Source organism: Enterobacter cloacae complex sp. HYC003_NIDB (genome assembly GCF_056673375.1).
The window spans coordinates 4,808,603-4,826,549 of record NZ_CP114220.1; the positions used below are offsets into that span (position 1 = coordinate 4,808,603).

17 protein-coding genes and 1 pseudogene are annotated in these 17,947 nt (G+C 57.5%); 6 read left to right on the plus strand and 12 right to left on the minus strand.

Going from position 1 to position 17,947, the window contains the following annotated elements; translation table 11 throughout:
* Positions 1-19 precede the first annotated feature (19 nt).
* Complete coding sequence (locus O1722_RS23050; RefSeq protein WP_015570111.1) at positions 20-922, plus strand: LysR family transcriptional regulator; 903 nt, start codon at positions 20-22, stop codon at positions 920-922.
* Here the strand turns inward: O1722_RS23050 and O1722_RS23055 are convergent.
* The 10 genes from O1722_RS23055 to O1722_RS23100 all read right to left on the minus strand — a co-directional run bounded on the left by O1722_RS23055 (position 910) and on the right by O1722_RS23100 (position 10,813).
* Positions 910-1,914, minus strand: a complete 1,005-nt coding sequence (locus tag O1722_RS23055) for an alpha/beta fold hydrolase (RefSeq protein ID WP_033487015.1) — start codon at positions 1,912-1,914, stop codon at positions 910-912. The genes O1722_RS23050 and O1722_RS23055 overlap by 13 nt on opposite strands.
* A 170-nt stretch (positions 1,915-2,084) precedes the next feature.
* Positions 2,085-3,476: a hexose-6-phosphate:phosphate antiporter gene (uhpT, locus tag O1722_RS23060; RefSeq protein WP_006808805.1), complete on the minus strand. Its 1,392-nt coding sequence runs from the start codon at positions 3,474-3,476 to the stop codon at positions 2,085-2,087.
* Between the two features lie 132 nt (positions 3,477-3,608).
* Positions 3,609-4,919, minus strand: a complete 1,311-nt coding sequence (gene uhpC / locus O1722_RS23065) for an MFS transporter (protein WP_033487016.1) — start codon at positions 4,917-4,919, stop codon at positions 3,609-3,611.
* On the minus strand, positions 4,912-6,417 hold the full coding sequence (gene uhpB, locus O1722_RS23070; RefSeq protein WP_033487017.1) for a signal transduction histidine-protein kinase/phosphatase UhpB: 1,506 nt from the start codon (positions 6,415-6,417) through the stop codon (positions 4,912-4,914). Before uhpB ends, uhpC begins: the two co-directional genes overlap by 8 nt.
* On the minus strand, positions 6,414-7,007 hold the full coding sequence (uhpA, locus tag O1722_RS23075) for a response regulator transcription factor UhpA (RefSeq protein ID WP_003861054.1): 594 nt from the start codon (positions 7,005-7,007) through the stop codon (positions 6,414-6,416). The genes uhpB and uhpA overlap by 4 nt, the downstream gene beginning before the upstream one ends.
* A 125-nt stretch (positions 7,008-7,132) precedes the next feature.
* On the minus strand, positions 7,133-7,420 hold the full coding sequence (gene ilvN / locus O1722_RS23080) for an acetolactate synthase small subunit (protein ID WP_033487018.1): 288 nt from the start codon (positions 7,418-7,420) through the stop codon (positions 7,133-7,135).
* 3 nt (positions 7,421-7,423) lie between these two features.
* Entirely contained in the window at positions 7,424-9,112 is a 1,689-nt protein-coding gene (gene ilvB / locus O1722_RS23085; protein ID WP_015570114.1) for an acetolactate synthase large subunit, read from the minus strand.
* A gap of 106 nt (positions 9,113-9,218) precedes the next feature.
* Positions 9,219-9,317: an ilvB operon leader peptide IvbL gene (gene ivbL / locus O1722_RS23090; RefSeq protein WP_057979964.1), complete on the minus strand. Its 99-nt coding sequence runs from the start codon at positions 9,315-9,317 to the stop codon at positions 9,219-9,221.
* 107 nt (positions 9,318-9,424) lie between these two features.
* The gene (locus tag O1722_RS23095) at positions 9,425-9,904 is read right to left on the minus strand and encodes an Hcp family type VI secretion system effector (RefSeq protein ID WP_033487020.1); all 480 of its coding nucleotides are present in this window, start codon (positions 9,902-9,904) and stop codon (positions 9,425-9,427) included.
* 195 nt (positions 9,905-10,099) lie between these two features.
* Entirely contained in the window at positions 10,100-10,813 is a 714-nt protein-coding gene (locus O1722_RS23100) for a hypothetical protein (protein ID WP_033487021.1), read from the minus strand.
* A gap of 726 nt (positions 10,814-11,539) precedes the next feature.
* On the opposite strand from O1722_RS23100, the gene tisB reads away from it, so the two are divergent.
* The 4 genes from tisB to emrD all read left to right on the plus strand — a co-directional run bounded on the left by tisB (position 11,540) and on the right by emrD (position 14,396).
* Positions 11,540-11,629, plus strand: a complete 90-nt coding sequence (gene tisB / locus O1722_RS23105; protein WP_017383683.1) for a type I toxin-antitoxin system toxin TisB — start codon at positions 11,540-11,542, stop codon at positions 11,627-11,629.
* Between the two features lie 64 nt (positions 11,630-11,693).
* Positions 11,694-12,140, plus strand: a complete 447-nt coding sequence (locus O1722_RS23110; protein ID WP_033487022.1) for a GNAT family N-acetyltransferase — start codon at positions 11,694-11,696, stop codon at positions 12,138-12,140.
* Between the two features lie 62 nt (positions 12,141-12,202).
* Positions 12,203-13,036: a DMT family transporter gene (locus tag O1722_RS23115; protein WP_033487023.1), complete on the plus strand. Its 834-nt coding sequence runs from the start codon at positions 12,203-12,205 to the stop codon at positions 13,034-13,036.
* Positions 13,037-13,211: 175 nt separating this feature from the next.
* Complete coding sequence (gene emrD / locus O1722_RS23120) at positions 13,212-14,396, plus strand: multidrug efflux MFS transporter EmrD (protein ID WP_033487057.1); 1,185 nt, start codon at positions 13,212-13,214, stop codon at positions 14,394-14,396.
* Here emrD and O1722_RS23125 read toward each other — a convergent pair.
* Both O1722_RS23125 and dsdC read right to left on the minus strand, forming a co-directional pair.
* Positions 14,302-15,387 (minus strand): annotated as a pseudogene (locus O1722_RS23125) (cellulase family glycosylhydrolase); the annotation flags it as partial. The gene emrD and the pseudogene O1722_RS23125 overlap by 95 nt on opposite strands.
* Before the next feature lie 84 nt (positions 15,388-15,471).
* On the minus strand, positions 15,472-16,398 hold the full coding sequence (gene dsdC / locus O1722_RS23130) for a DNA-binding transcriptional regulator DsdC (protein WP_033487059.1): 927 nt from the start codon (positions 16,396-16,398) through the stop codon (positions 15,472-15,474).
* Positions 16,399-16,602: 204 nt separating this feature from the next.
* Between dsdC and dsdX the strand changes: the two genes are divergently transcribed.
* Complete coding sequence (dsdX, locus tag O1722_RS23135) at positions 16,603-17,940, plus strand: D-serine transporter DsdX (protein WP_033487024.1); 1,338 nt, start codon at positions 16,603-16,605, stop codon at positions 17,938-17,940.
* Positions 17,941-17,947 lie beyond the last annotated feature (7 nt).

The following is a 17,947-nucleotide window of genomic DNA, read 5'->3' on the forward strand; positions in this document are numbered from 1 at the left end:
AAAGAGGTGGAAAAACGTCATGAAAGCGGATCTGCGCACGCTGGATCTTAACCTGCTGAAAACGCTGGATGCCCTGCTGGACGAACGCAGCGTCACCCGCGCGGCGGCGCGTCTTGCCCTGACCCAGCCAGCGGTAAGCGGCATGCTTAACCGCCTGCGGGATTACTTTGAAGACCCGCTGTTTATCCGCGCGCCGCACGGCATCGTGCCTACCACCCGGGCGGAAGCAATGGCGGCTCCCGTCAAACGCATTCTGGCAGATATCGACGAGCTGCTTCAGCCGATCGCCTTTGATCCGCTCACCGCAACGTTCACCTTCACGCTTGCCGCGACCGACTACGCCCTGCGCGCGGTCGTCGTGCCGTTTATCGCTGCGCTTAAGGTGCAGGCGCCGGGTATTCGCGTGCGCGTGGTGCCTGTGGAATCTGACCGTCTGGTCAGCCAACTCGAACAAGGCTCTGTCGACGTGGCGCTGATCACCCCGCATACCACGCCTGACGAGCTTCACAGCCGGGCGCTTTATGATGAACGGTACGTTTGCATGATGCGTGCTGACCATCCGGATGCCGGACAGCCCATGACGTTAGACCGGTTTTGCGCCCTGGAGCATGTGCTGGTCTCTTACGAGGGCGACGGTTTTCGCGGCGTAACGGATGGCGCGCTGGAGAAGACTGGCCGAACGCGGCATGTTGGCTTATCGGTGAGTAACTTTTTAGTCCTGCCGGACGTGCTGGCCCTCAGCGATATGATTGCCGTTGTGCCATCACGCATAGCGGAAAAGCAGACGGGGATGTTCGTCTGCGAGACGCCGGTTCCCGTGCCCGGCTTTACCAAAAGCATGGCCTGGCACGGCAGAACGCACCGCAACCTCGCGCAGGCGTGGCTGCGCGGGCTGTTGCTGGAGACCAGTCAGCGCGCCTGAAGCCCTTTCAGCAGCGCCTCGTGGAAGCGGGCAGGATCCTGCATCTGCGGCGCGTGGCCCATGTCGTTGAATTCAATCAGCGTCGCGTGCGGAATGCGCTTCGCCGTCTCTTTACCCAGCACCGCGTAATTGCCGAGCGTCTTGCGGATCTCCGGTGGGGCGAGATCCTTCCCGATGGCGGTGTTGTCCTTCGTGCCGATCATCAATAATACTGGCATCTTCAGCTCGCTAAATTCATAGACGACCGGCTGGGTATAAATCATGTCGTAGAGCAGCGCCGAGTTCCACGCCACGCGCGCTTTGCCCGGCCCGTTGTTTAACCCGGCAAGCATGGTGACCCAGCGCTCGTACTCCGGCTTCCACTCCCCGGCGTAGTAGGTGTTTTTCTCGTACTGACGAACACCGTCGGCATTGACCTTCAGCTCACGCTGGTACCACTGGTCGACCGTAATATGCGGCACGCCGCGCGCTTTCCAGTCTTCAAGCCCTATTGGGTTCACCATCACCAGCTGCTCCACCTGCTGCGGCCACATCAGCGCGTAGCGGGTCGCCAGCATGCCGCCGGTCGAATGGCCGATAACCGTCACGCGATCAACGCCGAGCGTTTTCAGCAGCGCGTGGGTGTTATCCGCCAGCTGCTGGAAGGTGTACTGATAATGCTCCGGCTTGGTGGATTTGCAGAAGCCGATCTGGTCGGGTGCGATCACGCGATACCCGCTGGCTGAAAGCGCGCGGATCGTGCCGTCCCAGGTGCCAGCGCAGAAGTTTTTGCCGTGCATCAGCACCACGGTGCGGCCGTTGGGTTTTTCCGGCTTCACGTCCAGGTAAGCCATATCCAGAGGCTGGTTCTGCGAGGTAAAGGTAAAGTGTTTTACCGGCCAGCCGTAGTCAAAACCTTCCAGCTTCTCGCCGTAGGTGGGGGCATTCGCGGCCATTGCGGGGGAGGCCAGCGCCATCAGCAGCGCCAGGCAGGATAATCGTCGGGTCAACATGCAAGCTCTCCGTTAGCAAAAGGGGCTAAGGCTGCACGAAAGGCGGCAGCAAAAAAAACTGTAGAGCATACGGGGGAGCGGGTGTGTAAAGCGGGGTAAAGGTAAAAGGCAGGCCGTGAAAAATAAAAAAGCCCGGCATCACACACCGGGCAAAGAAGTTACCTGCACACTCAGGCTACTTTTAATTTCTGCGCACGATTCTCGCGGCGGATCTTACGCTCTTCCAGCACCGCAACCATCGCCATCAGGACGATACAGCCAATCGCTGCCGCATCCAGCGCGGCAAAGGTGCCCGCCCAGCCGGTGAGGCCGAAAATTGGCGTGCCGTCGGCGATCATGCCCAGACCGAGCTTGGCGAAGCTGTCGCCGATCAGGTAGGCGAAGGTGCCCTTAATCCCATCGGCTGCGCCGATCGCTTTTTTCGGCACAAAGCCAACCGCCGCCACGCCGATCAGCAGCTGCGGACCGAACACCAGGAAGCCGAGCGCAAACAGCGACGCCAGGTAAACGTACTGGTTGCTGGCGTGCTGGTAAACGCCGAGCGTGGCGATAATCAGCGCCAGCGCGACGCAGGCCACCAGCGCGCGACGACCGTTGGCGAGGTCCGAGAGCCAGCCCCACAGCAGGGTACCGACCAGCGCGCCTACTTCGAACAGGGTGAAGCCCTGAATCGCCACCTCTTTCGAGAGCTTCAGCTCCTGGAAGGCATACACGGTAGACCACTGGTCGATACCGATACGCACCACGTACAGGAAGATGTTCGAGAAGCAGAGCAGCCAGATCACTTTGTTTTTCAGCACGTACTCAACAAAGATCTGCCATTTGGACATCTCGTTTTCTTCGGTCTCTTTGTCCTCCTCGCTGATCTCCTCCCCGAACAGCTCTTCAGCTTTGCCGAGGCCGTAGGATTCCGGGGAATCGCTGCCGTAGCGCAGGCCGATAAAGCCGACAATCAGGGCGATAATCGACGGGAAGATAAACATGCCAATCACGTGGCCGTCGAACAGGTAGTTCGCACCGAACAGCGCCACGCCGGCCGCGCCCGCTCCGCCGAGGTTGTGTGAGATGTTCCACATGCCGAGGTAGGAACCCCGCTTGCGGCGCGGCGTCCATTTGGTGATGGTGGAATAGCTGCACGACCCGCCGGTGCTCTGGAAGAAACCGCTCAGGGCGTAGAAGGCGATCATCAGGAACAGGCTGACGGAGCCCGCGCCCATGCTGGCGCTGAAGCCGAGCATACAGATGGCGGAGAGGATCAGCATAAACGGCAGGAACTGCTTGGTATTTTTGCCGTCCGCGTAGTAGGACACAACCGTTTTCCCCACGCCGTAGGTGATGGAAAAGCCCAGGCCAATCATCCCCAGCTGCGTCATGCTCAGCCCGTAGGTGGAGATCATGTCGTTCTGCGCGATGTTAAAGTTTTTGCGGATCAGGTACATGGTCAGGTAGCCGATGAAGACCACCAGATAGGACTGCATGAACGGTTTGAACCACATCTTGCGCCGCACGTCGAGCGGCAGATCCAGGGTCGGCTTGCGCACCTGATTTAAGAAGGCCAGCATGACTGAGTTACTCCTGAGCTGATTTTTGCAGCATTGTAAAAACCAGCCAGGAGAGATGCCTGAGACAGCGTCCAGGTGAAACCGGGAAAATTTCTTAGTTTTGCGCGTCTCGGCAGCAAAAGGTGAGGCGCGTCACGCTTCGCGCGGTGCCTGCGCGTGCAAAAACGGCAGTAGCAGCAGGGCGGAGATGCCCGCCGCGATGGCGATCACCGCGAAGAACCCGCTCCAGTGCCAGATGTCGATCACCCGCGCCAGCGGCCAGCCGGAGAGCGATGCGCCGAGGTAGGCAAACAGCCCGACAAAGCCCGTCGCCGCACCTGCCGCCTCTTTGTGGGAACACTCCGCCGCCGCCATGCCGATCAGCATCTGCGGGCCAAAGACGAAGAAGCCGATGGTGAAGAAGCACGCCGCCTGCATCACGTAGCTGGCGAACGGCATCAGCCACAGCGACCCGACGGAGAGCAAAATCCCGGCGGCAAAAATCAGGTTCATCGGACCGCGGTTGCCGTTGAACAGCTTGTCCGAGCCCCAGCCCGCCACCAGCGCGCCGATAAACCCGCCCAGCTCGAACATCGTCACCGCCGAGTTGGCGGTCACCAGGTCCACGCCGAGCGTTTCGGACATGTACAGGTTGCTCCAGTCGTTGATGGCCGCGCGCACCACGTAGACCAGCACGTAGCAGAGCGACAGCAGCCAGATGTAGGGGTTTTTCAGCACGTATTTGGTGAGGATCTCCTGGCGGGACAGCCCCGCGCCTTCCTGCTGCTGGGCGATCTCCATCTCGTCGTGCCGCCAGTCGCCCACCGGTGGAAGGCCGACGGTTTGCGGCCTGTCGCGCAGGCGCCAGCAGAGGAACAGCCCGGCGACAATCGCGAGGCCACCGGCAATCATCATCCCCGCGCGCCAGCCGTAGTGCAGCGCCGCCGCGCCGACCACCATCGGGATCAGCGCCCCGCCGACGTTATGCGCGGTATTCCATATCGCCCACCAGCCGCCGCGCTCGTTGCGTGAGTACCAGGCGGTGAGCAGGCGGGCGCAGACCGGCGCGCCCCAGCCCTGGAAAAAGGCGTTCAGCGCCCACAGCAGGGCGAAGGCCCACAGCGAGGTGGAGAAGCCAAACAGGATGTTCACCACGCCGGTGGCTATCAGCCCAACGCCCATAAAATAGCGCGCGTTGGAACGGTCGCTGACGATGCCGGAGAAGAACTTCGACAGGCCGTAGGTGATGTAAAACAGCGTCGCCAGCAGGCCGATATCGGTGCGCGTCATCACGCCGCTGGCGAGGATTTCCGGTGCGGCGGCGTTGAAGCTTTTGCGGGTGAAATAGAACAGCGCATAGCCGAGCCAGATGGTAATCAGGATATGGCGACGCCAGTAGCGGTAGCGGGCATCGATTTCCGCTTTGTTGCTTAATGGGGCTGCGCTGGCGGGGGTTTTAAACATGGTGCGTCCTTAACGGCAAACTAACGCTGACGCGCGTCCCGTGGGTGCAGGAGATGCTCAGCGTGCCGCCCAGCGCCTTTACGCGCTCGCGCATGCCCGCCAGGCCAAACCCCTGCTGGCCGGAGCCCGGCGGCAGGCCGCAGCCGTCGTCTTCAATCACCAGCATCAGGCGCTCGTCCTGCTGCCAGCCCTGGATCGTTACCGCGCTGGCGCTGGCGTGTTTGACGATGTTGTTCAGCCCTTCCTGGCAGACGCGGAAAAGGGTCACGCGCTGGCCTTCGCTCAGCGCAGGTTCGTTAATGCGCCAGTCGAGATGGCTGACAATTCCGCGGCTCTCCAGCTCCATCTCGCGCATCAGAGAGCGTATTGCCTGCTCGAGCGAGAGATCGTCAAGCTGGCGCGGGCGCAGCCGCCCTAACAGGCGACGAACGGAATCATAGACGCCCAGCGAAAGCTGTTCGATATGCGCCCCGCCCTGCTTCACGCCCGCATTTTCTGCCGCCAGGCGCTGGACAATGCCCGCCTGGGTGCGGATGGCGGTGATCGTCTGGCCGATATCATCGTGCAGCTCGCGGGCGACCTCCTGCCGCACGCTCTCTTCCGTCTCCAGCAGACGCTCCGCCAGACGGCGGTTGCGCGCCAGCTCGGCTTGCAGGGACTGATTCAGCTCGCGCAGGCGCTGTATGCCCGCGCCGAGCAGCAGCCCGGTCAGGCTCTGAGCCAGCAGCGAGAGCAGCAGATCTACCGGGTGATCGTGCCAGGTCTGGCTGGCAATCAGCGCGATGGCGTTCATCAGCGTGGCGATCAATGCGCCCTGCCAGCCGTAATGCCAGGCCAGGGCGATGATCGGCAGCGCCAGACAAAACGGCGTGAAGCGTGATAATTCAGCGGGCAGACCAAGCTGCAACCACAGGCTCACCACAAACAGCAGCAGATACCAGATGAGGTGCCGGGCGCGCCAGTTCACCGGCTGGGAGACCAGCGCCGGGCCGAGCGGCTGCCAGACGGTGCTGGTAAGGTAATGCCAGAAAACCAGGCAGGTCGGGGCCAGCGTCAGGCCGCCGGTGAGGGTCAGCAGCAGGGCGTTGAGCCCCTCCTTTTCACCCACCCACGGCAGGGACTGCAACAGCGCGGCGGCAATCAGCGCCGCACCCTGACGCAGCAGCGTGCGCCAGTCGCGCTGGTGACGGTAGCGGGAAATCAGGGCGACCGGGATAAGCGTGAGCAGGCTTCCGGTCATCAATAAAGGCAGATGCGCCAACGCCACTTCCTGCGCCAGCCAGATCAGCATCAGCCACTCTGCGCCCAGCAGCACCGGCCAGTAGCCGCGCGGGCATTGCAGCATTAGCCCCAGCCGCAGGCCAAAGGGGAACAGCAGCACCGCCAGCTCCGGGCGCTCGACAAGATGCAGGCTGATACTCCACAGACAGAACCACGCGGCGGAGAAGATGAAAAAGCTGGCAACAACGGCGATCAGCCGCGAAAACAGGGAGTTCATTGCCAGCTGTCAAACATACGGCGCGCCAGCTCGACATCGTTACTGACGTTGAGTTTTTCCATCAGGTTGGCGCGATGAACGTGAACGGTCTTTGGCGACAGCCCCAGCTCTACGGCAATCTCTTTCACCGACATGCCCTGGGCAAGTTTCTCTGCCACCTGGCGCTCGCGTCTGGTGAGCGGATCCTGCCGTCCCGCCGCCAGCTTGATGGCAATATCCGGCGTCAGGTAGCAGCCGCCGGTGGAGACGGTACGCACGGCGGCAATCAGCTCGTCCGGGCTACAGCGTTTAGAGAGAAACCCGCGCGCCCCCGCGTTGAGCGCCTGCTCGACCAGCGCCGGGCTGTCGTGGACCGAGAGCATAATCGTCGCCATCCCTTTCGGCAGCTGGCTTAACAGCTCCAGCCCGGAGAGGTCCGGCATTGAGATATCGCAGATACAGACCTGCACCCCGCGTCCCGGCAGGCCCGCCAGCGCCTCGCGTCCTGAGCCAAACTCGGCCACAACCTGAAAATCCGGTTCGAGGTTTAAAAGCTGGGCAAAGCCGGAGCGAACGATAAGGTGGTCGTCGATAAGGGCGATGGTGGTCATGGTTTGATCCTGATGCGTGAACGCGCCGGATGGCGGCGCAAACGCCTTATCCGGCCTACGTGTAACGTCCTTGCAGGCCGGATAAGCGCAGCGCCATCCGGCAAAAGCCTCTTACCTTAAGTGATTTACTCAAAAAACACCGCAATTTTGTTAAACATGGTGGGATCGGACTGGTTGCGTGCCACTTTGATGACGTCCTCCAGCTTGTCGATCTGCGCCATCATCTGCTCCAGACGCTGGTCGTCGTTCACCAGTAGCCAGATGCGGCTGTGCTCGCTGCCCTGAATCGGCAGGCACAGAATGCCTTCCACGTTAAACGCCCGACGGGCAAAGAGCCCACAGACGTGGGTCATGACGCCTGGGTGGTTGCGGACGGTGAGTTCCAGAATGACGTTATCACATTGTTTCTGCATGGCTTATTCCCCCACCATCTCAGTATTTGCCGCACCCGGCGGCACCATCGGATACACTTTTTGTTCAGGGTCGATACGCACGTGGATCAGCGCCGGGCCAGGGCGAGAAATCGCATCCTGCAACGCCGCGTGGGCATCTTCTTCGGCGTTCAGATCGCAGGTGTGCAGGCCAAAACCAGCGGCAATCTGCATGAAGTTGATCATCCCCGGATAGGTCGCCGCAAACACGCCCTGCTTGTAGAACAAGCTCTGCTGCTGGTGCACCAGACCCAGCGCCTCGTTGTTCATCAGAATGATTTTAACGTCTAACTGGTTTTCGGCCGCCGTCGCCATCTCCTGAATATTCATCATCAGGCTGCCGTCACCGGAGAAGCAGATCACCTTGCGGTCCGGGTTGGCGAGCGCCGCGCCAACCGCTGCTGGCAGGCCGAAGCCCATGGTGCCAAGGCCGCCGGAGGTCAGCCACTGGCGCGGACGGTTCAGCGGATACGCCTGAGCGGTCCACATCTGATGCTGGCCGACGTCGGTGGTGATAATCGCGCTGTCATCCACGCAGGCGGCGACGGCGTTGATAAGACCATAGTGGCTCAGCGGGTCGCCCTCGGTTGGGATAGCGCCCGGGAACTCCCGTTGCAGATCGGCTACCAGCTGGCGCCAGTCGGCGCGGTCGGTTGCCTCCGTCTGCGGGATCAGCTGCGCCAGCACCTCGGCCACGTCGCCCTGGATCGCCACGTGCGGCTGCTTGATTTTACCCAGCTCGGCGCGGTCGATATCCACGTGAATGATTTTGGCGTTCGGGCAGAACTGCTCGGTTTTGCCAATCGCCCGGTCATCAAAACGCGCCCCCATAACTATCAGCAAATCCGCCTCTTGCAGGATGTAGTTGGTGCTGCGCGCGCCGTGCATGCCCAGCATGCCGAGAGAGAGCGGGTGCGCTTTTGGCAGCATACCCAGCGCCATCAGGGTCATGGTGGTGGGCAAATTAGCTTTTTCAGCGAACTGGCGGATTTCATCCGCGGCGTTGATCGTCCCGCCGCCCAGATAGAGCACCGGGCGTTTGGCGGCGTTGATCATCGCCGCCGCATCGCGCACGCTCTCAGCGCTGAATTCTGGCGCGGGGGCACGGTCACCCGGCTCCGGCAGAACGTCGATCTCAATTTCTGCGGTCTGGACATCCTTAGGAATGTCTATCCACACCGGGCCCGGGCGGCCAGACTGCGCAATGCGGAACGCATCGCTGATAACCTGAGGCAGCTCGCTGATATCGCGAACTAAATAGTTATGTTTGGTGATGGGGATAGAGATGCCGTAGGTGTCGACTTCCTGGAACGCATCGGTGCCGATCATCGAGGACGGCACCTGGCCGGTAATGCAGATCAGCGGAATGGAGTCGAGACGCGCGTCGGCGATGGCGGTCACCAGGTTAGTGGCGCCCGGCCCGCTACAGGCCATACAGACCGCCGGTTTACCCTGGGTACGCGCCATGCCCTGGGCGATAAAGCCTGCGCCCTGCTCGTGGCGCGCCAGCACGTGGCGGATCTGTGTGCTTTGGCTTAACGCATCATACAGCGGCAGTACGGTCCCACCCGGGATGCCCGCAACGGTGGTGATGCCCTGTCGTTCCAGTAAATGAACAATCAGCTGCGCGCCTGTAAAACGCGTCTTGGTGGATGTTGTGCCCGAACTTGCCATGCTCCAGTCCTTTTCTTCTGAGCCAGCCTTCCGGGGAGGGTCCTAAACGAAAAACCCCGCCCGGTTTGCGCCGGCGGGGTTTTGGATTCGTGTGTTGATCCAGTCCCTACGGCGCATTGCCGACGACCACCACCACACGCACGACGACCACTGCGGCAGGTTGCGCAGTTTTTAGTAGGGTCGAAGTGAAGATGGATGAAGTCATTGGGGACCTGTGTTTGGAATCATTGATTGAATTTATACAAACACAGGTTTTCGGATGTGACAATGGAAATATTTTCATCTGCGCAAAAATGCGTCAGGGATCACGTTTCAGTACGTTGCTCGCTCATTCCAGGTGTCACTATAGATGACATTGCCGTCGCAATGCTTCCAGGTGATTTTCTCGTAGCGTATGAGAACCGTTCCAAGGTGGGTTCCGGTGTTTGCGCCGGGATACAGGTCTGGTGTGATTGAGGTTATTTTCACATTCTCCAGGAAGATATTAAAATACTCCTGTTCAAAACCCGCCTCATTAATCTGATACATCTTAATAGTGGCTGACTTGAGCGTTCTTCCCGTACTCAATGCGCGAAAGAGAAGCGGGGTTACACGATCAAATTCTTTTTGAAACATGATGGGCATGTGTATACGCGTACCCGTCAATTTCCCGGTATTCCCGTCGACCGGGACGTTGACATTATGAGTGAACGTTTTAAGTTCAATTGCACCTTCACGCCCTGACACAAGGCAAGGGCCAACCATGGGAGAACCATTTTCATCTTTTAAAAACAAATAAGCTGGGTTTGACATAAAAATCCTTTTAATAACATTTAATCGTATTTATCAAAGTGGCCAAAAATCATCGGGTGAACAATAATAAACACAACGATAGCAATGAATGTTAGTAAGACCCAGTGGTCAGGTACCAACCACAGGAACAAAGAGGCGCACGCAAAAATATAAACAGGGAATAAAATATCCGTAAATAGAATTGATAACAGACTTTTAAACATGCTCCTTGCCCTTTAAGTCTTTATAAATTGCATCGAAATCCTTATAGAATCCCAACTGCACCTTCTTAATGAGTTCAGACAGGAAAGGCTCAAAAAAGTAGTAAAGCATCTCCAGTTGTGCGGCATAGAGGGTGGCGTAATACTTAGGGTCCAATGTTTTCAGGCGACGAGCAGCAAGAGCGCACTTCTGTTCCGTTCCAATCAATTGAAGCGCCATGACTACGTTAGGTACGCGGCGTGCAAGCCGTTCGACGACGATTTCAGACAGCAGGCCAGATTCGGAAAGGGATTTGGCCAGACCCCATGCTATCGCTAAACGCGCGGCCTTGCTGGTCGGTATGTTATTAACAAGCCCGGTTACTTTTGAATCCATCTTACGAACGCGATTGTTTTCATTTCCATTTTCAGAATCGGAAATAACACTTTCAAAATAAAGATATAGCATGTGTGCTATTACATCGCGATAACGGTAAAGCGAGAGAATTGAGAGGTACATTCTCTTTTCTTCTGAGAGAAGCTCGTCACACACATCGTGATAGCTGGGGATTAAGCATGATGAGTACCAACTTACACGCTCAATTCCTGAGTAAATATCAGAGCCGATCCCCTGTAATGCTTTCCACGTCCCTGCAACGCCCTGCTGCCCATAAATAGCCAACTGCCTGTCGCTTTGGAACTTCATCTTTAAATAATCAGATGCCTGCATAATGTATCCATACTATACGTGTGGTTATAGATAGCACAATGAAAAATCGAATAATTCAAATTAAGGAGGGTTAACCCCGCAAATATTTAAGAAAAATATAAATTAGTTCATTATTATTTACTGCAATTATAGTCGATACCATTTTTTCACTTTCAGAAGAGTATTGATGTCTGGAATGAGTTTATGTATTGAGAGACGTAAACTTGTATAAGTGGCCTAGAACCAGAACCACTGCTTATTAGAACTTATTAAATTAATCATTGAATCATACTGCATGCCAGCCGCACCCATTGCCAATAAGTCAACAAGCACCTTTTCTGGGCTGCCCTGAAAACAAAAAACCCCGCCTAAGCGAGGTTTTTATCAGGGTTTTGCGGTTGGTTGCCGCAGAACACACTGTGTTACGTCAACGCGAAAAGTATACGCGATCGAAGACGAACGCGCAATTCCGGCACGGATTTTGACGTTTTTGAGTATGGATCGCCTTCCAAATTTTGTCCATAAAATACTGTTCATGCATACAGTATTTATCTATACTGAGGGTGTTCGCAGTGAGCGAGGGGGCCGCAGTTTACCGGCGCAACAAAGTCCTGGCTGAAACGGGTGGTGCCGTCAGTGCCTTAACCCCTGAAGTGAGCACACTGTGTTACGTCAATCCAGGTGCTGGCCACAGGCGGCGGAAAGGTACGCCAGCATCGTGCTCCTTTTAACCAAAAGGAGACGCGTATGAGCGTCGTGGATATGGTCATACTTGTCCTCAAACTCATTGTTGCTGTATTGCAACTGCTTGATGCTGTCCTGAAATACGTTCGGTGATTCAGGTTCAAGTCGCACCTGAGAGGGGCGGGCAACCGCCCCTCTTTAATAACGAGGGAATGCTATGTCGCGTCTGTTAATTGAGCCCGTCACGCCCGATGAACCCGGGTATATCGCCCTGAAGGCGGAGAGTATCGCGTTGAATTTCAATATGCTGCGCAGGCTGGAAGAGAACTGGCTGCGGGGTGAAAACCGCTTTAACGCGCCGGGTGAAAAACTGCTGGGGGCGTTTCTTAACGGCAGGCTGGTGGGCGTGTGCGGCCTTAATCGCGATCCGTTCAGCCAGCAGCCGCGCGCCGGACGTATTCGTCATCTCTACGTCAGCGAGAAGTGCCGTGGGCAGGGCATAGGCAAACAGCTTTTGACCGTGGTGATGGCGGATGCCAGCATCTGGTTTGATTTTCTTAATACCCATGCGCCGGAAACCGCGTACGGATTTTACCATCGGGCGGGCTTCAGGCTGGTGTCAGACGAACCCCGGGTGACGCACCGCCTTTTTTGCGCAGTGTAAGCGGCTGGCAGCATCGACGGGTGAATGTTACAGTTGGATGACATTTCACCAACCGATACGCCATGACCATCACCGTTTTCTGCATTTTACTGTTCGCCGCACTGCTGCATGCCAGCTGGAACGCCATCGTTAAAGCCGGAACGGATAAACTCTACTCGGCGATCGGAGTCAGCGGTTCAGCCGCGCTTATTGCCCTGATTTTACTGCCCTTCTCTCCTCAGCCAACTGCCGCAAGCTGGCCATATTTGTTCGTCTCCTGTGCGTTACAGGTGGTGTACACCGTGCTGGTAGCGAAGACCTATCAGGTCTCCGACATGAGCCAGACCTACCCCCTTATGCGCGGGACGGCCCCTCTGCTGGTGGCGCTGATCAGCGTATTGGTGCTCGGGGATCATCTCTCCTGGCTTGCCTGGTCCGGCATTGGGGTCATTTGTCTGTCGATTCTGGCCATGGCGATGAACGGCCGCATGCAGTCACGCAAGGGAATCTGGCTGGCGCTGCTGAACGCCTGTTTTATCGCCGGGTATACCCTGGTGGACGGCACCGGTGTGCGACTCTCGGACACTGCGCTGGGCTATACGCTCTGGACCTTCTTTATGAACGGTTTCTGCCTGCTGAGCTGGGCAATGGTGGAACGGCGTCGCGAAGCGTCCAGCTACCTGCGCCTGCACTGGAAAAAAGGGCTGCTCGGCGGCGTCGGGACGATGGGATCTTACGGTCTGGCACTCTGGGCGATGACCCAGGCACCGCTGGCTGTGGTCGCGGCACTGCGTGAAACCTCTATTCTCTTCGGCGCATTAATCGCATTTGTGCTTTTAAAAGAGAAGGTTGCCGGCCTGCGCATCGCGGCGGCACTGGGTATTGCTGCCGGTGCGGTCCTGCTGCGCCTGGCGTAATTCGCTGGCAACATTAGTTGCCGATCTTGTTTACAAATCCTGCCTTCACGCCTTCTGTCATTCATCACAGTAATGCTTAAATTGTCATCTCTCTGTGGTAGATTCCTCGCGCATTTATGGGAATGCGTAGTCACTTATTCTTTATTTATCTCTTTTGGCAAAAGTATTCAGCGACATGAAAAAGCAACGGAACGTGAACTTATTGTTGATGCTGGTGTTACTGGTGGCCGTCGGGCAGATGGCACAAACCATCTACATTCCGGCGATTGCCGATATGGCAAAAGATCTGAGCGTCCGCGAAGGTGCAGTCCAGAGCGTGATGGCAGCCTATCTGCTGACCTATGGCGTTTCACAGCTGGTTTATGGTCCCCTGTCCGATCGCGTCGGGCGTCGTCCGGTTATTCTGGTAGGCATGAGCATTTTCATGGTAGCGACGGTGATTGCCATTACCACTCACAGCCTGACCGTCCTGATTGCCGCCAGCGCCCTTCAGGGCGTGGGCACCGGCGTTGGCGGGGTTATGGCGCGTACCCTGCCGCGTGATATGTACCAGGGCACACAGCTTCGTCACGCCAACAGTCTGTTAAATATGGGTATTCTGGTCAGCCCGCTGCTGGCCCCGCTGATTGGGGGTCTGCTGGACACCGTCTGGTCCTGGCGCGCCTGTTACACCTTCCTGCTGGTGCTATGCATTATTGTCACCTTCAGCATGGCGCGCTGGATGCCGGAAACCCGCCCAAAAGACGCGCCGCGCACGAAGCTCATCGCCAGCTACAAAACGCTGTTCGGTAATGGGTCCTTTACCTGTTATCTGTTGATGCTAATCGGCGGCCTGGCGGGCATTGCGGTGTTTGAAGCGTGTTCCGGCGTGCTGCTGGGCGCAGGCCTTGGCCTGAGCAGCATGGTGGTGAGTATTCTGTTTATACTGCCGATCCCGGCGGCGTTCTTCGGCGCATGGTTCGCCGGACGTCCGAACAAGCGTTTCTCCACGCTGATGTGGCAGTCGGTGATCAGCTGTCTGCTGGCCGGGCTGATGATGTGGATCCCGGGGCTGTTTGACGTGATGTCGGTCTGGACGTTGCTCATCCCGGCGGCGCTGTTCTTCTTCGGCGCGGGCATGCTGTTTCCCCTCGCCACCAGCGGCGCGATGGAGCCGTTCCCGTTCCTCGCAGGCACGGCAGGCGCGCTGGTGGGCGGTTTGCAGAACATCGGTTCCGGCGCGCTGGCCTGGCTTTCGGCTATGATGCCGCAGACCGGGCAGGCGAGTTTAGGCTTACTGATGACCCTGATGGGGCTGCTGATTTTGCTGTGCTGGCTGCCGCTGGCGTCGCGTGTCTCGCATCACGAACAGCCGGTTTAACCGCATGATGGCCCGGCTTCTCGCCGGGCTTTTCACAGACGGGCGCAATCATCGCCTGCAATAGCCGCTCTGGGGCAGGCCGCCACGCCCCCTCTTCCCCGTCATAAAACTGAACATCGGCGTTTATTGCATACGGGATGTTGGCCTGTTTCAGCTCGCACGCCATAAACGTGGTAAACGCCATCTGCGAGGCGGTTGGCATCAGGCTTTTCGATTCGCCCACCCCCCAGCCGCCAACCCAGCTCACATGCCCGGTTTTTTGTTGCCAGTGCAGCGCGGCGTTGATTCGGTTACGGATAGCCGCTTTCTCAGCCGCAGTTCCGGACGTCCACGGGTATTTACCGTTCGTTTTCAGCGGGCCCCAGGGAAAAATATGCCACTCCGCCAGCAGGTAATTCTGGCTGTGCGCGGGCAGCTTCAGGCTGGATAAATCCTCCGGCGCGGCGCGCAGACGAGGGGCGATAAAAATCATGCGGCTGGCATCAATGGCGTGAATGTCTTTGATCGCTTTCTCATACACCCGGTTGAGCGAAGCAACGTTGTGGTTGAGCTTGTCCGCCGGTTCGTAGATCAGGTCAAAGCCCAGCAACGGCGAGCGCTGACCAAAATAGTGCGCCACGGCAATCCACCAGTTAATCACCTCTTTTTCGGTATCCGCTTTCGGGTCGTTTTTATATTCATCGGCCTGATAAGCGATGATGGGGATGACGCCGTATTGCTCGCAGGCCTCCACCAGCTTACGCAGGTGAATCAGCCGCGCTTCCGTCGGTTCGCCCGCCACCCGAATACGGACATGGTGTATGCCTTTCGCCTGAAAATCACGGACCACCAGCGGGTCGAACTCGCGGATACCGCGCTCGGTGCGTGCCCAGTCGACATCCATTCCGACGCCCAGCATCTGCGCGTAACGGGCAGCCGTCAGCGGCGGCTCAGCGGCAATCGCCCAGCCGGAAGAGAGTAAGATCGCAGTGGCAATAAAAGGCTTTAACACGGTTTACCCTGGATAAATCAAAAGCATTACCTGTATTTAGCACGCTTTTTCACATTTGGTGTAGAGCGAAAGCGTAATAATTCTTCAACCCGCCAGCTCTCTTAGCCAGCCGATAAAGGCGTCAATTTTCGGCCACTGACGGCCGGGAAGCGTTGAGACGTAATAATGCTGATGGCACTTGAGAGTTTTCCCATCAAAGGGTGCGATCAACTCCCCTCGTTCGAGACGTTTTTGCACCAGCCGCTTTCTCCCCATCGCCACCCCCACATTATTCATGGCCGCGATAATGGCTAAATCAGAGCGATCGAAGCCAATACCCGATGACAACGGCATATTCGCCGCGTAATGCTGCGCCCAGCTCAGCCACTCATCCGTACCGGAATCATTGCTCCAGGCCTGACGGTCGTGCAGTAACGTGCAGTGGCTGAGGTTATGGGGGTTTTTCAGCAGTTCATGCTCCCGGGCATACGCCGGCGAGCAGACGGGCAAAATCTCTTCATCCATCAAAAAGTGATGAGAAAGGTAGTTTGGCGGCGTATCGTCGAAATAGAGCGCCAGATCGATGCCGGTTCGCTGCATGTTGACGTAATCATTACCAGTCAGAATAGTAAGTGAAATCGACGGGTAGCGGCGGGTAAAATCCCCCATCATCGGCACCAGCCAGCACTGGGCGATCGACGGCCGGGAGTACACCGTTAGCGTACCTGACAGCGCCTGGTTTTTAATATCCAGGATCTCCTGATTCAGGGTGTCGAGGGACGATTTCAGCGTCCAGTAAACGCGCTTGCCTTCCTGCGTCAGCTCCACTTTACGGTGTGAGCGGACAAACAGCTGAATGCCCAGCTCCTCTTCCAGCAGATTTATGCGGTGGCTCACCGCGCTGGGGCTGAGCGACAGCTCCGCCGCCGCCAGCGCGAAGGACTCATGCCGGGCGGCCACTTCAAAGGTGTACATTTTCGACAGTTGCCAGCCGTTTAACAGCCGGTTTCTGCCTTCATTCGCATCGGTCATCACAATTCCCACACGTAATTTCTGCGTTCAGCATATCGCTCAAGAATGAATTTATGTGAACCTAATACGAGTTAAGTGCGCTTTTTAGAGTCCAGTCACTCAGTTGATCCAATCTGGCTCATCTGAACGCCAATTTATATCGTTTGTCAGCCCACGCCGTTTTTTCGTCCAATACCCCCAGATGACATAAGGGTGAGGTGAGATATGGGATCTCAGGTCTGGGTTGTGGCAACGCTGCTTGTCAGCATCGTATTGATTGTTTTAACCATCGTAAAACTGAAGTTTCACCCGTTCCTCGCGCTGCTGCTGGCAAGCTTTTTCGTCGGCGCGATGATGGGGATGAGCCCGCTGGATATGGTGAACGCCATTGAGAGCGGGATTGGCGGTACGCTGGGCTTCCTGGCGGCGGTTATCGGTCTTGGCACTATTCTCGGCAAAATGATGGAAGTCTCCGGCGCGGCAGAGCGCATCGGGATTACGTTGCAGCGCTGCCGCTGGTTGTCCGCGGACGTGATTATGGTCCTGGTCGGCCTGATCTGCGGCATTACGCTGTTTGTGGAAGTGGGCGTGGTACTGCTGATCCCGCTGGCGTTTTCCATCGCCAAAAAGACCAACACGTCGCTGCTCAAGCTGGCCATTCCGCTCTGTACCGCACTAATGGCAGTGCACTGCGTGGTGCCTCCGCATCCGGCCGCGCTGTTTGTCACCAATAAATTAGGGGCGGACGTCGGGACGGTGATTGTCTACGGTCTGATGGTGGGCCTGATGGCGTCTCTGGTTGGCGGCCCGCTGTTCATGAAGCTGCTCGGCGATCGTCTGCCCTATAAGCCGGTTCCGGCGGAATTTTCAGACCTGAAGGTGCGGGAAGAACACACCCTGCCGTCGCTGGGCGCCACGCTGTTCACCGTGCTGCTGCCGATTGCCCTGATGCTGGTGAAAACCATTGCCGAGCTGAACATGGCAAAAGAAGGCACGCTTTATACCCTGCTGGAGTTTATCGGCAACCCTATCACCGCGATGTTTATCGCCGTGTTTGTCGCCTACTACCTGCTGGGGATCCGCCAGCACATGGGCATGGGCGCAATGCTGACCCATACGGAGCACGGCTTTGGCTCTATCGCCAACATTTTGCTGATTATCGGTGCGGGCGGCGCGTTCAACGCCATCCTTAAAACCAGCGGTCTGGCGGAGACGCTGGCGCATATTCTCTCGAACCTGCATATGCACCCTATCCTTCTCGCCTGGCTGGTGGCACTGGTGCTGCACGCCGCCGTGGGTTCGGCAACGGTAGCGATGATGGGTGCCACGGCGATAGTGGCGCCGATGCTGCCGCTCTACCCGAACGTAAGCCCGGAGATCATCACCATTGCCATCGGGTCCGGCGCTATTGGCTGCACGATCGTGACCGATTCTCTCTTCTGGCTGGTGAAGCAGTATTGCGGCGCGACCCTGAACGAGACCTTCAAATACTATACGACGGCGACGTTTATCGCCTCGGTGCTTGCACTTGGCGGCACATTCCTGCTTTCCTTCATTATCTGAGCGCGAA

Coding starts and splice junctions, on each gene's coding strand:
- O1722_RS23050 (WP_015570111.1), top strand. CDS start 20: ATGAAAGCGGATCTGCGCACGCTGGATCTTAACCTGCTGAAAACGCTG.
- O1722_RS23055 (WP_033487015.1), bottom strand. CDS start 1,914: ATGTTGACCCGACGATTATCCTGCCTGGCGCTGCTGATGGCGCTGGCC.
- dsdC (WP_033487059.1), bottom strand. CDS start 16,398: ATGACCGATGCGAATGAAGGCAGAAACCGGCTGTTAAACGGCTGGCAA.
- tisB (WP_017383683.1), top strand. CDS start 11,540: ATGAGCGTCGTGGATATGGTCATACTTGTCCTCAAACTCATTGTTGCT.
- emrD (WP_033487057.1), top strand. CDS start 13,212: ATGAAAAAGCAACGGAACGTGAACTTATTGTTGATGCTGGTGTTACTG.
- ilvB (WP_015570114.1), bottom strand. CDS start 9,112: ATGGCAAGTTCGGGCACAACATCCACCAAGACGCGTTTTACAGGCGCG.
- O1722_RS23100 (WP_033487021.1), bottom strand. CDS start 10,813: ATGCAGGCATCTGATTATTTAAAGATGAAGTTCCAAAGCGACAGGCAG.
- ilvN (WP_033487018.1), bottom strand. CDS start 7,420: ATGCAGAAACAATGTGATAACGTCATTCTGGAACTCACCGTCCGCAAC.
- uhpB (WP_033487017.1), bottom strand. CDS start 6,417: ATGAACTCCCTGTTTTCGCGGCTGATCGCCGTTGTTGCCAGCTTTTTC.
- O1722_RS23095 (WP_033487020.1), bottom strand. CDS start 9,904: ATGTCAAACCCAGCTTATTTGTTTTTAAAAGATGAAAATGGTTCTCCC.
- uhpA (WP_003861054.1), bottom strand. CDS start 7,007: ATGACCACCATCGCCCTTATCGACGACCACCTTATCGTTCGCTCCGGC.
- O1722_RS23110 (WP_033487022.1), top strand. CDS start 11,694: ATGTCGCGTCTGTTAATTGAGCCCGTCACGCCCGATGAACCCGGGTAT.
- uhpC (WP_033487016.1), bottom strand. CDS start 4,919: ATGTTTAAAACCCCCGCCAGCGCAGCCCCATTAAGCAACAAAGCGGAA.
- ivbL (WP_057979964.1), bottom strand. CDS start 9,317: ATGACTTCATCCATCTTCACTTCGACCCTACTAAAAACTGCGCAACCT.
- dsdX (WP_033487024.1), top strand. CDS start 16,603: ATGGGATCTCAGGTCTGGGTTGTGGCAACGCTGCTTGTCAGCATCGTA.
- O1722_RS23115 (WP_033487023.1), top strand. CDS start 12,203: ATGACCATCACCGTTTTCTGCATTTTACTGTTCGCCGCACTGCTGCAT.
- uhpT (WP_006808805.1), bottom strand. CDS start 3,476: ATGCTGGCCTTCTTAAATCAGGTGCGCAAGCCGACCCTGGATCTGCCG.